Source organism: Bacillus sp. VA15, assembly GCF_055721145.1.
In genome coordinates, this window is sequence record NZ_JBVQPQ010000001.1 from 91,536 (window position 1) to 105,963 (window position 14,428).

The 14,428-nt window shown below is 44.4% G+C and carries 14 protein-coding genes and 1 other annotated feature; of the genes, 8 read left to right on the top strand and 6 right to left on the bottom strand.

Annotation, left to right across the window (positions count from 1 at the left end; translation table 11 throughout):
* The first annotated feature begins 3 nt into the window (after window positions 1–3).
* Both motP and motS read left to right on the top strand, forming a co-directional pair.
* Window positions 4–822 carry a flagellar motor protein MotP gene (gene motP, locus AC0DBE_RS00445; protein WP_472960742.1) on the top strand — a complete coding sequence of 273 codons (819 nt, stop codon included), beginning with the start codon at window positions 4–6 and terminating at the stop codon, window positions 820–822.
* Window positions 812–1,522: a flagellar motor protein MotS gene (gene motS / locus AC0DBE_RS00450; RefSeq protein WP_014114793.1), complete on the top strand. Its 711-nt coding sequence runs from the start codon at window positions 812–814 to the stop codon at window positions 1,520–1,522. Before motP ends, motS begins: the two co-directional genes overlap by 11 nt.
* A gap of 28 nt (window positions 1,523–1,550) precedes the next feature.
* On the opposite strand, the gene AC0DBE_RS00455 is transcribed toward motS, so the two are convergent.
* From AC0DBE_RS00455 to acuA, 3 genes are read right to left on the bottom strand one after another with little or no spacing between them, the layout of a single operon-like run.
* Window positions 1,551–2,717: an acetoin utilization protein AcuC gene (locus tag AC0DBE_RS00455; protein ID WP_079288100.1), complete on the bottom strand. Its 1,167-nt coding sequence runs from the start codon at window positions 2,715–2,717 to the stop codon at window positions 1,551–1,553.
* Window positions 2,714–3,358, bottom strand: a complete 645-nt coding sequence (locus tag AC0DBE_RS00460) for an acetoin utilization AcuB family protein (RefSeq protein ID WP_014114791.1) — start codon at window positions 3,356–3,358, stop codon at window positions 2,714–2,716. The genes AC0DBE_RS00455 and AC0DBE_RS00460 overlap by 4 nt, the downstream gene beginning before the upstream one ends.
* 26 nt (window positions 3,359–3,384) lie before the next feature.
* The gene (acuA, locus tag AC0DBE_RS00465; RefSeq protein ID WP_090558233.1) at window positions 3,385–4,017 is read right to left on the bottom strand and encodes an acetoin utilization protein acetyltransferase AcuA; all 633 of its coding nucleotides are present in this window, start codon (window positions 4,015–4,017) and stop codon (window positions 3,385–3,387) included.
* Window positions 4,018–4,176: 159 nt separating this feature from the next.
* Here acuA and acsA point away from each other — a divergent pair, with 159 nt between their 5' ends.
* The 3 genes from acsA (at window position 4,177) to sr7p (ending at window position 7,763) form a co-directional block, all read left to right on the top strand.
* Window positions 4,177–5,895, top strand: coding sequence for an acetate--CoA ligase (gene acsA / locus AC0DBE_RS00470; protein WP_072566687.1), 1,719 nt, complete (start codon window positions 4,177–4,179; stop codon window positions 5,893–5,895).
* Window positions 5,896–5,949: 54 nt separating this feature from the next.
* Window positions 5,950–6,187 (top strand) — a binding site (T-box leader).
* A gap of 48 nt (window positions 6,188–6,235) precedes the next feature.
* A complete protein-coding gene (gene tyrS, locus AC0DBE_RS00475) occupies window positions 6,236–7,504 on the top strand; it encodes a tyrosine--tRNA ligase (protein WP_014114788.1) in 1,269 nt (422 codons plus the stop codon).
* 130 nt (window positions 7,505–7,634) lie between these two features.
* The gene (gene sr7p, locus AC0DBE_RS00480; RefSeq protein ID WP_014114787.1) at window positions 7,635–7,763 is read left to right on the top strand and encodes a small protein SR7P; all 129 of its coding nucleotides are present in this window, start codon (window positions 7,635–7,637) and stop codon (window positions 7,761–7,763) included.
* Between the two features lie 21 nt (window positions 7,764–7,784).
* Here the strand turns inward: sr7p and rpsD are convergent, their stop codons facing one another.
* Window positions 7,785–8,387: a 30S ribosomal protein S4 gene (gene rpsD / locus AC0DBE_RS00485; RefSeq protein WP_003223474.1), complete on the bottom strand. Its 603-nt coding sequence runs from the start codon at window positions 8,385–8,387 to the stop codon at window positions 7,785–7,787.
* Window positions 8,388–8,681: 294 nt separating this feature from the next.
* On the opposite strand from rpsD, the gene AC0DBE_RS00490 reads away from it, so the two are divergent.
* Window positions 8,682–10,421, top strand: a complete 1,740-nt coding sequence (locus AC0DBE_RS00490; protein WP_461845652.1) for a diguanylate cyclase domain-containing protein — start codon at window positions 8,682–8,684, stop codon at window positions 10,419–10,421.
* 37 nt (window positions 10,422–10,458) lie between these two features.
* Here AC0DBE_RS00490 and AC0DBE_RS00495 read toward each other — a convergent pair whose 3' ends face one another.
* Window positions 10,459–10,950: a GAF domain-containing protein gene (locus tag AC0DBE_RS00495; protein WP_472960744.1), complete on the bottom strand. Its 492-nt coding sequence runs from the start codon at window positions 10,948–10,950 to the stop codon at window positions 10,459–10,461.
* A gap of 126 nt (window positions 10,951–11,076) precedes the next feature.
* Between AC0DBE_RS00495 and refZ the strand changes: the two genes are divergently transcribed.
* A complete protein-coding gene (refZ, locus tag AC0DBE_RS00500; protein WP_003223478.1) occupies window positions 11,077–11,700 on the top strand; it encodes a transcriptional regulator RefZ in 624 nt (207 codons plus the stop codon).
* On the opposite strand, the gene hisJ is transcribed toward refZ, so the two are convergent.
* Window positions 11,693–12,502 carry a histidinol-phosphatase HisJ gene (gene hisJ, locus AC0DBE_RS00505; RefSeq protein ID WP_242734891.1) on the bottom strand — a complete coding sequence of 270 codons (810 nt, stop codon included), beginning with the start codon at window positions 12,500–12,502 and terminating at the stop codon, window positions 11,693–11,695. The two genes, refZ and hisJ, sit on opposite strands and share 8 nt — an antisense overlap.
* 196 nt (window positions 12,503–12,698) lie before the next feature.
* Here hisJ and ezrA point away from each other — a divergent pair, with 196 nt between their 5' ends.
* Complete coding sequence (gene ezrA / locus AC0DBE_RS00510; RefSeq protein WP_014114782.1) at window positions 12,699–14,402, top strand: septation ring formation regulator EzrA; 1,704 nt, start codon at window positions 12,699–12,701, stop codon at window positions 14,400–14,402.
* Window positions 14,403–14,428 lie beyond the last annotated feature (26 nt).

Here is a 14,428-nt window from a genome sequence, read left to right on the forward strand (position 1 = left end):
ATGATGAAACGTTTTGATTATCTTACACCTGTTGGTTTTGTGTTAGGGACGATTATTATTGTTATCGGGATTATCTCGGGATCGGGAGTAAGCGGTTTCCGCTCTTTTCTTGATCTGACCTCTTTCTTCATCGTAACAGGGGGACTATGCGCCGCTGTTTTTATCAGTTTTCCGCCGAGAGAGCTGAAAAAAGCGCCCTCTGTGTTAAAGCAGGCATTTATCCGCCAGGAAGACAATGTGAAAGATCTTGTGAAAACCTTTGTCTCTCTTTCCGATCACGCGCGTAAACACGGGCTTTTATCATTGGATGATCAGGCTCGGGAAATCAAAGATCCGTTCTTGAAAAAAGGGCTGCTTTTAGCGATTGACGGCTGGGATGAAGAAACGATTCGGCTCGTCATGGATTCAGAAATCGCAGCAATGGAGGAACGGCACCGCAAAGGACGGCGTGTTTTTGAAAAAGCGGGGGAATTCGCTCCGGCATGGGGAATGATCGGAACACTCGTCGGGCTCGTGTTGATGCTCAAAAACTTAAATGATCCACATATGCTTGGACCGAATATGGCCGTTGCGCTTCTGACGACCTTATACGGTTCATTACTGGCAAACATGGTCTTCAACCCGATTGCTGCTAAGCTCGAAGAAAAAACAGAAAGTGAAATCTTCATCAAGCAGGTAATGGTGGAAGGTATTATCGGAATCCAATCCGGAAAAAACCCGCGCAATCTCGAAAGCCAGCTTGTCGTTTTCAGCTCCCGGGAAGAATGGCAGAAGCAGCCAAATCTAGTAAAAACAAAAAAGGGATCTGTACATGAAGCTTAGAAGAGAACGTTTTGAAAGAAGGAATGGAAGCGGGAAAAACAGCCATTCTTCATCAAACTGGATGGTCACCTTTTCAGATTTGATCACTTTGATCCTTGTGTTCTTTATTTTACTTTTTTCCATGTCCCAAATCGATCTGCAAAAATTTAAAGCTGCAGTTGATTCGATCCAAAAGGAAGGCGGCGGGCTCCAGCCTGGCCAAACGTCCATAGAAAAAAAGGGTACCTCGCCAGCCGATGCGAAGAAGCAAGAGGATCAGCAGGATCAGCTTCTCAAGAAAGTAAATACATATATAAAAGACAATCATTTGAAGACCCAAATGACAGCCAAACGGGATGAACGCGGTGTCGTGCTCGTTCTGCAGGAGGCTGTGCTGTTTGATTCAGGTGAGGCAAAGGTGCTGAAAAATGCTGAAACACTTCTTCACCAAATTGCTGTTCTTCTTCAAACCATTCCAAATGACATTCAGGTGGAGGGCCATACAGACAGCCGAAACATTTCGACATACCGATACCCGTCTAACTGGGAGCTGTCGGCAGCGCGGGCGAGCGGAGTTATTCAATATTTCACATCAAAAGAAAAACTTCCCTCCAAGCGCTTTATCGCTGTCGGTTATGCAGATACAAAGCCTGTAAAGGATAACAAGACAAACGAACACATGAAGGAAAACCGGCGTGTGGAAATCGTCATCAAAAAATAAAAAACGACCTCTTTGTAAAGGTCGTTTTTTATTTTGTTCTTTGCTGCTGCTCAGATCGTATCGCATATAATGCTTTGCTGACGGTTTGTGCATTTTTTTCTGTAATTTCTGGCTTGCGGGGAATCGGAGGATATAAATCGGCTGGATCTCTCCAGGTGGACGGAAGGGTGACGGGGCATTGTTTTTGCCATTTAGCGATCCATTCTGGCGGGATATCGTCTCCCGGATCAATTCCCTTCATCTCAAGCCATATCCTGGCCCAGGCACGGGGCACAACACGCCAAATATCATAGCCGCCGCCTCCCACTGCAATCCATCTTCCTTCGCAATACTGGTGCGCTAAAGTGTGTGCAAGCCGGGGAATTTCTTCGTATATGTTGATTGTTGCAGATAAATGCGTCAGCGGGTCATAGTAATGGGCATCGGCGCCGTTTTGGCTGATAATGACATCCGGATGGAAATAAGCGGCTACTTCGGAAGCCGCTGTCTGGTAAGCCTCAAGAAAAGAATCATCCTCTGTAAAAGCGTCAAGCGGGATATTAAAGGAATAGCCATATCCTTTTCCGCTGCCTTTTTCCTGAATCTGGCCGGTTCCGGGGAATAAATACCTTCCTGTCTCATGAATGGACAGCGTGCATACGTCAGGGTTATCGTAAAACGTAAATTGCACACCGTCTCCATGGTGGGCGTCCGTATCAATATAAAGCACCCTGGCTCTGTATTTTTTCTGGATATATTGAATCGCCACAGCGCTGTCGTTGTATATGCAAAACCCTGAAGCTCTTCCCCGAAAGCCGTGATGTAGGCCTCCTCCAAGGTTGGCGGCATGCAGGGCTTGTCCTGACATCACCCAGTCTGCGGCCGTTAAGGTGCCGCCGACTAAGAGTGATGCCGCTTCGTGCATGCCGGCAAAGACAGGTGTATCTTCTGTGCCGAGCCCGTAGCTTTCTCCTTCTTCAGCGGGAAGCTTTCCCGCGCCCGCAAGCTTGACCGCCTGAATGTAATCGTCCGTATGGACAAGAGCGAGCTCCTCTTCTTCCGCGAGTCTGGGACTGACAATGTCTCCATCATCAAAGGCATTGATCATTTTGAGCAAATCGTATGTTAACAGAACCCGCTGCTGATTAAATGGATGTTCTTGATGAAACATATAGGTTTGATACGATGGAGAATAGATAAATACACTGTCTCTCATAGCAGATCCCTTTGCTCTGACGGCCATATGACGTGGTGCCCATTTCTTTGTAATGCCTGCAAAAACGGCAGCGGATTCATCGTTTTTACACGGAAGACAAGCACTTTTACACCGGGATCATCATGCGGATAAACAAGCACGCTTAATATTTTCACTTGAAGGTCTTGGCAAAGACTGCTGATCTCCGCGAGGCTTTTGGTGATGTCGTTTACTTTTATTTCGATTTGCGATCCCGGCTGGTCAGCGCCTGTCAATTTGACAAACGTCCGCAGCAAATCGGTTTTTGTCAAAATGCCTACTAATTTTTGATGCTGCACCACTGGGAGACAGCCGATTCCATGCTCGTAGAACACAGCAGATATTTCTTCGACAAAATCTAACGGGTGGGCGCAGACGATATCTTTTTTCATAATTGAATCTACGCTTCGTGTGAGAAATCGGCTCCGTTTGCTTTCTTCAAAAATACTCGGGCTGGCCTGTTTCATGTCTCTGTCTGTAATCATGCCGATCACATGGCGGTCTTCGTCTACAACAGGCAGATGCCTGATATGGAACTCCTTCAGTTTGCATATTGCTGTTTCAAGCGTATCCATCTTCGTTAATGTAATGACATCCCTTTTCATGATTTGCTCAACAATCATTATTTTTTCCCCTTTGTCAGTGTCAGTTAATACATATAACGATGATAAAAACGGAGCCTGTCAAATTGTTCAATTGATTCTTGGCTGACGTTTTTTCCGATGCGGGCCATCAGACAGTTTGCAGGGTGGGAGCTGATCTCCGGCTCATCCGTTGCAAACCAGACCAATCCGCCTGCATTCATCATCTTTTCCATAATCTTTCTGTATTCCCACACATCTTTTTTCATCCCTTTTAAATCCCAATGCCAGTAATATTCCGTCGTCATCACGATGTAGTTTTCCATTTGTTCATCCATCATGCTGACGGTCAGAAGCGTCTTTCCGACAGAACATCCCCGATAGGCCGGCGCAACCTCGATGGCACCGAGCTCAAGCAAATCCTCCATATTTCCTTCAGACCATCTTTCGAGCGGGTCAGGATATAAATACGTCACATAGCCGACAATGGTTCGGCCATCTCTGGCAATAATAATGCGTCCCTCGGGAAGGCCTGCAATATCGACTAGTGCTTCATGCTGCTCACGGGGCGGGCGAAATGCGGTTAAATCGTTATGAAACTCGTAACCTGCTAAATCCACTGGAGAGACAGGCCCTTCTATCAGTAAGGAGCCGGTTGCTGTTTTGATGTTTGCTGAATGGTATGTTTTATGATGTTCCACTGATCCACCGTCCCATCAATTCTTATAAAAATACATGCCTTCTTTAAGAATAACAAATTATAAAGCGTTTTCAATATGGTTTATATTTTAAAAATTGAGAAGAATATGAATATATACTATAATAAATGTGACAACTTCAGCAAAGGGGGATGTTTGGGCATGAATTTGAAAGCGTTACCAGCAGTGGAAGGGGATCATCATTTAAAAAATTATGAAGAAACGTACCGGCATTTTGATTGGGCCGAGGCAGAGAAACATTTCTCCTGGCATGAGACAGGGAAACTAAATGCGGCGTATGAAGCGATTGACCGTCATGCCGAATCGTTTCGAAAAAACAAAGTAGCGCTTTATTATAAAGACGCAAACCGGGATGAAAAATACACATTTAAAGAAATGAAGGAAGAATCAAACAGAGCCGGGAATGTGCTGAAACGGTATGGAGATGTGGAAAAAGGGGACCGCGTTTTTATCTTTATGCCGAGATCACCCGAGCTTTATTTTATTATGCTTGGCGCTATCAAAATTGGTGCCATCGCCGGGCCGCTGTTCGAAGCATTTATGGAGGGAGCGGTGAAGGACCGGCTTGAAAACAGCGAGGCGAAGGTTGTTGTCACAACGCCTGAGCTGCTGGAAAGAATACCGGCTGACAAACTGCCTCACTTACAGCATATATTCGTAGTCGGCGGAGAGGCTGAGAGCGGCACAAACATCATTAGTTATGATGAAGCGGCAAAACAGGAGAGCACAAGATTGGATATCGAATGGATGGACAAAAAAGACGGCTATCTGCTTCACTATACATCTGGGTCCACTGGAACGCCAAAGGGTGTGCTTCATGTCCATGAAGCGATGATTCAGCAATACCAGACAGGAAAGTGGGTCCTTGATTTAAAGGAAGAAGACATTTACTGGTGCACAGCTGATCCGGGCTGGGTGACAGGTACGGTATACGGCATTTTTGCACCGTGGCTGAATGGAGCGACAAATGTCATCGTTGGCGGCCGTTTCAGCCCGGAAAGCTGGTATGGAACGATTGAGCAGCTTGGCGTCAACGTCTGGTACAGCGCGCCGACCGCGTTTCGAATGCTGATGGGAGCAGGAGATGAGATGGCTGCAAAATATGATTTAACATCACTCCGGCATGTGCTCAGTGTCGGTGAACCGTTAAATCCAGAAGTCATCAGATGGGGACACAAAGTCTTTAACAAGCGAATCCATGATACATGGTGGATGACAGAAACGGGCAGTCAGCTCATCTGCAACTATCCTTGCATGGATATCAAACCAGGCTCAATGGGTAAGCCGATTCCCGGTGTGGAGGCAGCAATCGTTGACAATCAGGGCAACGAGCTTCCTCCGTACCGAATGGGCAATCTCGCCATTAAAAAGGGCTGGCCTTCCATGATGCATACCATTTGGAATAACCCTGAAAAGTACGAATCGTATTTCATGCCGGGCGGCTGGTATGTGTCTGGTGATTCTGCTTATATGGATGATGAAGGGTATTTCTGGTTCCAAGGCAGAGTTGATGACGTCATAATGACCTCCGGTGAGCGCGTCGGCCCATTTGAAGTGGAAAGCAAGCTTGTCGAACATCCGGCCATTGCAGAAGCAGGCGTGATCGGAAAGCCTGATCCGGTGCGGGGAGAAATCATTAAAGCTTTTATCGCACTCAGAGAAGGGTTTGAGCCGTCCGATAAACTGAAAGAAGAGATCCGCCTATTTGTGAAACAGGGTCTTGCAGCCCATGCGGCTCCGCGTGAAATTGAATTTAAAGATAAGCTTCCGAAAACCCGGAGCGGAAAGATCATGAGACGCGTGCTGAAGGCGTGGGAGCTCAATCTGCCGGCTGGAGATCTATCAACGATGGAGGATTAAAAGGCGACGTTGACACGGGATTTTATTTATGTTAAAAATGATATAGCTTCATATGAAAAGGTAAAGATTGAGACAAGTAGAATATCCTTACGTTCCAGAGAGCTGATGGCCGGTGAAAATCAGCACAGACGGATATCTCGAATACACTCATGAACCGCTTTTGCAAACAAAGCCGGCCAGGCTTTCAGTAGTGAAAGAACGGACCTGATCCGTTATCAGGCAAAGTGATAAGGCGAATGTTTTGCATTCTCTTATTAGTAGGGTGGTACCGCGATAATTAATCGTCCCTTCGTGTAAACGAAGGGGCGTTTTTATTTTAACAAAAAAGGAGCTTTATCTCATGACAAACTTACTTGAAGACTTATCCTTCCGCGGATTGATTCAGCAAATGACGGATGAAGAGGGATTAAATAAACAGCTGAATGAGGAAAAAATCCGCCTGTACTCAGGCTTTGATCCAACAGCAGACAGCTTGCATATCGGACACCTGCTGCCTATTTTAACACTTCGCCGTTTCCAGCTTGCGGGGCATCATCCGATTGCGCTTGTGGGCGGGGCGACGGGCCTTATTGGCGATCCGAGCGGAAAAAAAGCGGAGCGTACATTAAATACTGCTGACATCGTGTCCGAATGGTCCCAAAAAATCAAAAACCAGCTGTCCAGATTTCTGGATTTTGATGCTGCAGAAAATCCTGCTGTCATCGCGAACAACTTTGACTGGATCGGCAAAATGAATGTGATCGACTTCCTCCGTGATGTCGGTAAAAACTTCGGCATCAATTACATGCTGGCAAAAGACACGGTCAGCTCAAGAATTGAATCAGGCATTTCATACACGGAATTCAGCTACATGATTCTTCAATCTTATGATTTCTTAAATCTGTACAGAGACAAAAACTGTAAGCTGCAAATCGGCGGAAGCGATCAGTGGGGCAACATCACAGCTGGTCTTGAACTGATCAGAAAATCAGAAGAAGAAGGAGCCAAAGCGTTCGGCCTTACCATTCCGCTTGTCACAAAAGCAGACGGCACGAAGTTCGGCAAAACGGAAGGCGGCGCTATCTGGCTTGATAAGGAAAAAACATCGCCGTATGAATTCTATCAATTCTGGATCAACACAGATGACCGTGACGTTGTGAAATACTTAAAATACTTTACGTTCCTATCAAAAGAGGAAATTGAAGCATACGCTGAGAAAACAGAAACGGCGCCTGAAAAGCGTGAAGCGCAAAAACGCCTGGCAGAAGAAGTGACAGCGCTCGTTCATGGACGTGAGGCGCTTGAGCAAGCTATCAACATTTCCCAAGCGCTGTTCAGCGGCAATATTAAAGAGCTTTCTGCCCAAGACGTAAAAGTCGGCTTTAAAGATGTTCCATCTATGGAAGCTGACAGCAGCCAAGAGCTATCACTTGTAGATGTATTGGTGCAATCTAAATTATCTCCATCTAAACGCCAAGCCCGTGAAGACATTCAAAACGGAGCTGTTTACATTAACGGCGAACGCCAGACGGAAATAAATTATATCTTATCGGAAGAAGACCGCATCGAAGGCCAATTTACTGTCCTGCGCCGCGGGAAGAAAAAATACTTCCTTGTAACTTATAAATAAGAAAAAAATCCTTTGCCGCTAAGGGCAAAGGATCTTTTTTTGTTTAGCGCATAGGAAAGACAGGAAAAGAGTATATTAGATAGGGCAAACACGATCAATCACCACCTTTTAACAGAAAGGAGCGCTCACCGTGAATCTCATGTTTACGATTGCAAAAGAAAGGCTGCAGCGGGATTATTGGGAGCAGCAGGCGCGAGATAGTGTTGGCCAGCAAGAGGCAAAAGACGAAACAGACGATAAAAAAACCCCGACCGCATAGCGGCAGGGGTTTTTAAAACGATTAACGAGAGTAGAACTCAACGATAAGCGCTTCGTTAATTTCCGGAGCAAGTTCAGAACGCTCAGGAAGACGAGTGAAAGTACCTTCAAGCTTTTCAGCATCGAAAGTAAGGTATTCAGGAACGAAGTTGTTCACTTCAACAGATTCTTTGATGATAGAAAGGTTTCTTGATTTTTCGCGAACACCGATTGTTTGACCAGGTTTTACTTGGTAAGACGGGATGTCAACGCGGCTTCCGTCTACAAGAATGTGACCGTGGTTAACCAATTGGCGAGCTTGACGGCGAGTACGTGCTAAACCTAGCTTGTACACAACGTTATCAAGACGAGAATCTAAAAGAATCATGAAGTTTTCACCGTGTTTACCAGCTAGTTTGCCAGCTTTGTCAAACAAAGTGCGGAATTGGCGTTCGTTTACACCGTACATGTGACGAAGCTTTTGCTTTTCTTGCAATTGCAAACCGTATTCTGATAATTTTTTACGTTGTCCTGGACCGTGTGGACCTGGAGCGTAAGGGCGTTTTTCTAATTCTTTTCCTGTACCGCTAAGAGAGATTCCTAGACGGCGGGACAGTTTCCAAGATGGACCTGTATAGCGAGCCATAATGTGACTCCTCCTTTGGTTTTATTTTTGTGGAAAATAAAAACCGTCTGCTCTATTCGACCATGTACATTTTGTTTTCATGTATCCTCGCTCCAGCAGCAGAGAGTTACACGATACACCTTATGGATAAGGAACAAAATGAAAACATAGAAGCTGAACAAAAAGGCTGCAATATTTCACACAAAGGTCATTATATAATTTATTTGTTTTGAAGTCAACCATATCTCCATTACTGCTTCGCTGTTTATGATATAATAAACAAAAATTAGTGGTAAACTTTTAGGTGATAAAAACATGGTAGAACAAACAAAAGAACAATTATCCGCCTTTCATTATCATATGCTCGATTTTTTATTAACCAAATCTGAAAAAGTCACATTCACCGACTCATTCATATGGCTGACTTCGGCTATTCAAACCTATTTTTCATCCCTTTGTGTTTCGCTTACACCGTCACCATCTGACTCTGCGGCAAAACTGGCAGATGATGAATTACATTTTTCCGCTTCGAAAATAAACGCTTCATTTTATATGATTGAGGACGGCTCCGGCAGGCGCTTTCATCTTACATGCAGGCAGGATGGAGAGATTCCTGAAGGGCTTGCGGACGTGGTTGTTTCATTTTTAAACCAGTCTATGAAACAGGAAAGGCTCTATATCAAAACGATCTATCAAAAAAAGATATACAAAATGACAGAGCTGTTCCATTCACTGCTTGATCAGACAGAGGTGCTGAAGCAGCTTTTAGAAAGCTTGACCCGCACGTTTTCTCCTTTTGAGTTTTCATTGTTTATTTCGCACGACCAAGATCAATGTTTAGGTATTCCTGCAAAAGAACTGTATATGGAAGGGGAAAAATCCGATTCCTTTGCTCTCAAAGTGTATTTGTCCGGGGATATTTTGCGGAAGAATGAATCAGCCGCCTACATTCCGATCAAAGGACAGCAGGGAACGTACGGTGTGTTGATGGTTGAAGGAACGGGCGGCAGTTTGATTACTGACGTCTACCTTGATGAAATGTCGCTGATCGCAAACGCGGCGGGAAAAGCGTTTGAAAATGCCCAGCTCTATGAACAATCCAAAGCAAGCATCGCAAATTTGGAATTGATCAATGAAACGTCACGCCGCCTGAATCAGAGGCTGACATTGACCGATACGATGAATGATCTGGCTGTGAGAATGGCAGAATCATTTCAGGCGGATGAAGTGGGGTTTTTTCATATAGACCATTTTGAAAAGCTAACATTGCTCCCTGGCAGCACAGTGTTTTTTAAAGAAGCGAAGCCATCTGATTTTTATCATGAGTTGAAAGAAAAGCTGTATGAAGGTGAAAAAGGGGTTTTCATCGGAAATGGCCAGTCTGTTTTTGGAAAGGCCGGCTACGGCTCGCTGATGGCCGCTCCGATGATTGAGAATGACCGGCTTTTAGGCTTTGCGGTTTTATTAAAACAGGAACTGTACGCTTTTACATTTGAAATGTACAAGCTGTTTCAAGCGCTGATTCATCACGCAACGCTGGCTGTAACCAATTCGATGCTCCGCGACCGCCTTGAGCATCTCGTGAAAACAGATCAGCTGACTGAACTGTATTCAAGGGTGTATTTAGATGAAAAAATTCAATACAGCATGAAAATCCACCAAAAGGGTGTCTTTATTCTTGTAGATATTGATAATTTCAAGAATGTAAATGATACGTACGGTCATCAGACTGGGGACGAGATTTTAATTCAAGTCGCTTCGGTGATTAAAAGCAACATCCGAAAGCATGATGTAGGCGCCCGCTGGGGAGGCGAAGAGCTGGCGATTTATTTGCCGAATGTGCCGGTTGCGGTGGGTAAACGGATTACTGAGCGATTGGTTTATGCGGTCAGAAAAAACACGAAACCCGAGGTGACCATTTCATGCGGTATCTCCTGCTGGACGGCAGAAAAAAGAAAATCTCTGAAAGAGCTTGTGCATGAGGCTGATGAAGCGCTCTACAGCGCAAAACGAAGCGGAAAAAACCGCTTGATGATTCACGAATCAATAAAATAAAAAAAGCCCAAAACAATATCAGTTTTGGGCTTTTATATTACTGTGCTAACGCTTTTTCAAGCGTTTCGGCAAATTGTGATAAGTATTTTTCATCAATTTCGTCGAAACGGTTTTTCACTGGGCTGTCGATGTCTAGGACGCCGACAACTTTTCCGCCTACATGAATCGGAAGCACAATTTCTGATTGGGACGCTGCATCGCAAGCGATATGTCCCGGAAACGCGTTTACATCCTTAACACGCTCCACTTTTCCGTTTGCATACGCTGTACCGCAAACGCCTCTGCCGAAAGGAATCCGAACACATGCCGGCAGACCTTGGAACGGCCCTAACACAAGCTGTCCGTCCTCTTCTTTGGCAAAATAGAAACCAGCCCAGTTTACTTCAGGCAAAGAATGATACAGAAGCGCTGAGGCATTTGCATAGTTTGCAATTTGATCTGTCTCGTCTTCGGTCATGGCTTCGAGCTGTTTTAGCAGAAGCTGATAGTCTTTTTCTTTATCTCCAGATTGTTTTTCGACATGGAACATGGAAAACCCTCACTTTTTCTATAATATAAAACAAATTTCCGGCTTTTCTGCCGGCATTTGTCGATAAGTTCTTACAGGAACAGCGGCCTTCTGCTTGAATAGTACAAAGAGGAAGGAGTGAGCCGTATGAAAGTAAGCACCAAAGACAAAATTATTGAATCTGCTGTCATGCTCTTTAACCAAAAAGGATTTTCTGGCACGTCTGTCCGTGAAATTGCAAAGTCAGCTGATGTAAATGTTGCGCACATCTCCTACTATTTTAAAGGTAAAGGAGGTTTGATGGAACACTTAGTTTCAGAGTTTTACGAAGGCTACAGCAAAACGCTTGAAACAGCGGCAGGCAATATCTCTTCTCAAAGCACACAAGAACAGCTTCTCCAACTGGTTTTCGATATTTTATCCTATCAGCATAATCACCGTCAATTAACTCGTTTTGTCTACCGGGAAGTCACGATTGACTCCACGTTAATCAGGGAAATTATGTCGACATATCTAATGAAGGAAAAGTATATCTTCCAGCTGATCATTGAGGAAGGAGAAAAACAGCGTGAACATTTAACGCTGCCGCTGCCCCATTTTATTCTTCAATTAAAATCTCTCTTAATGATGCCATATCTTCAGCCTCAATATATTTCAGAAGTGCTCTACATGCAGCCACACGAGCCGTATTTTTATAAAATGTACTTTGAAGAAATCAAAATTTGGATCAGGAGCGTCTTCCGGACAGGAGACGTGGCGCTTATCAATTAGCACCCTTCAAAAACGTCTCATATGCGTATCCGACATCTCCCGCTTGATGGGCATCAGACCCAAACACAAGCGGGATTTTCTTTTGCTTCGCTTCATTCAGCATCCAATCCTCGATATAAACGCTGCCAGCGTACGTTTTTCTTAAGCCGGAAGTATTGAAGTCGAGCTCCATTCCGTTTTCTTCTATGGCATTCAGGCACTGAGAAACGAGTCCGCGAATATGTTCAGACATGCTGTATGGAAACAGCTTGATGAATTTTTGAACGAGTGTGATATGACCGACTCTTTTTGGCTTATTAGAGCCGAGAGATGCTACAATGGAAGAATAGATGCTGCGGTAATACTGTTCATATACAGCTTCAATGCTCCCGCAGGCTGAAATCAGCTCCTTAAAGGTATGCTCATCATAATCAAGGCACAGATAGGAAGAACCTGCGCGCAAAAAATGAACGGATAGGATGCTGTCATCTAAATATGGCCCGTATGTGTCCAGGAATAATGTAATTTCGTCTTCAAATTCAGCAATATAATCGACCTCAAGCCCCGTCCGTATGGCAAGCTGTCCGCGATATTCTTTCTTTAATCGGGAGATTTCGTTGATATAGCGCTCCAGAGAGGCTTGTGCCATCGCGCTGTCTTTCAGCGGTGTCGGATCAGTAAAAGAGGGCGGCAATGGGGCGTGTTCGGTAAAAGTAATCGAATCAAAGCCTTTTTTTAAGGCTTCTTCTGCATATTGTCTGAGTGTGTCATTTGAGCCGTGAGGGCAAAATGGTGTGTGAATATGTCCGTCTCGCTTTTGCATTGGCGTCACTCCATGAAAAAATAGTCAAATCCTGCCGATTTTGCACAAAAAGTTTTTGATTTCTGGTCAAAAAATGTTGGTTACATGGTATCATAATAACAATGAAAACGACAGTTTTTCTCAATACATATCCTGAAATCTTTCTGAATAAATAAAACACCCTGACAGATTAAGGTTAACAGCAAGGGGGCTCATTATGGAGTTTGTCATTGGATTATTAATTGTACTGCTCGCGCTGTTTGCGGCAGGCTACTTTTTCAGGAAAAAAATCTACGCTGAAATTGACCGGCTGGAATCGTGGAAGATTGAAATTCTAAACCGGTCGATTGTGGAAGAAATGTCCAAAATTAAACACTTAAAAATGACGGGTCAGACAGAAGAGTTCTTTGAGAAGTGGCGTGAAGAATGGGATGAGATTGTCACAGCCCACATGCCGAAAGTTGAAGAGCTCCTTTATGATGCCGAGGAAAATGCAGACAAATACCGTTTTAAAAAGGCCAATCAAGTGCTCGTTCATATCGACGACTTGCTGACAGCGGCGGAATCGAACATTGAAAAGATTCTTCGCGAAATCAGCGACCTCGTCACAAGTGAGGAAAAGAGCCGTGAAGAGATTGAACAGGTGAGAGAACGCTATTCAAAATCGAGAAAAAACCTGCTGGCTTACAGCCACCTTTACGGAGAGCTTTATGACAGCCTTGAAAAGGATCTTGACGAAATTTGGAGCGGAATCAAACAATTTGAAGAAGAAACAGAAGGCGGAAACTATATTACTGCACGTAAAGTGCTGCTTGAGCAGGACCGCAATCTTGATCGGCTTCAGTCATACATAGATGACGTGCCGAAGCTGTTGGCTGACTGCAAGCAGACGGTGCCAGGCCAGATTGCAAAGCTCAAAGACGGCTATCGCGAAATGAAAGAGAAAGGGTATAAGCTTGAGCATATCCAGCTTGATAAGGAATTAGAAAATCTGTCAAATCAGCTGAAACGGGCGGAACATGTCTTGATGACTGAGCTGGATATTGATGAAGCGTCCGCAATCCTGCAGCTCATAGACGAAAATATTCAATCTGTTTATCAGCAGCTGGAGGGCGAAGTCGAAGCCGGCCAATCTGTGCTAAGCAAAATGCCTGAATTGATCATTGCTTATGACAAGCTGATAGAAGAGAAAGAGGATACAAAGGCGGAAACTGAGCTGGTGAAGGAAAGCTACAGGCTGACAGCTGGCGAGCTCGGTAAACAGCAGGCTTTTGAAAAGCGCCTTGATGAAATTGGCAAGCTGCTCTCATCCGTTAAAGATAAGCTCGATGCAGAGCACGTCGCCTACTCACTTTTAGTGGAAGAAGTTGCATCAATAGAGAAGCAGATTGAAGAAGTGAAAAAAGAGCATGCCGAATACCGTGAAAATCTGCAAGCGCTGAGAAAAGAAGAGCTTCAGGCAAGAGAGACGCTCAGCAATTTGAAAAAAACAATTTCTGAGACAGCAAGACTGCTGAAGACAAGCAATATACCAGGCATTCCGAGTCATATTCAAGAGATGCTGGAAAACGCATATCATCATATACAAGAAACAGTCAATCAACTAAACGAACTTCCATTAAATATGGAAGAAGCCGGAGCCCATTTAAAGCAAGCAGAAGATATCGTCAACAGGGCAAGCCGGGAATCAGAGGAACTTGTCGAGCAGGTGATCCTCATTGAAAAAATCATTCAGTTCGGAAACCGGTTCAGAAGCCAGAATCATATTTTATCTGAACAGCTGAAAGAAGCGGAAAGACGTTTTTATGAATATGATTACAGTGAAGCGTATGAAATTGCAGCAGCAGCAGTTGAAAAAGCTGCACCAGGTGCTGTCCGAAAAATAGAATCACAAAAGACAAAAGAGCATCAATATCAGTAAAGTGTATATAAAAGGCCGACGCGTGA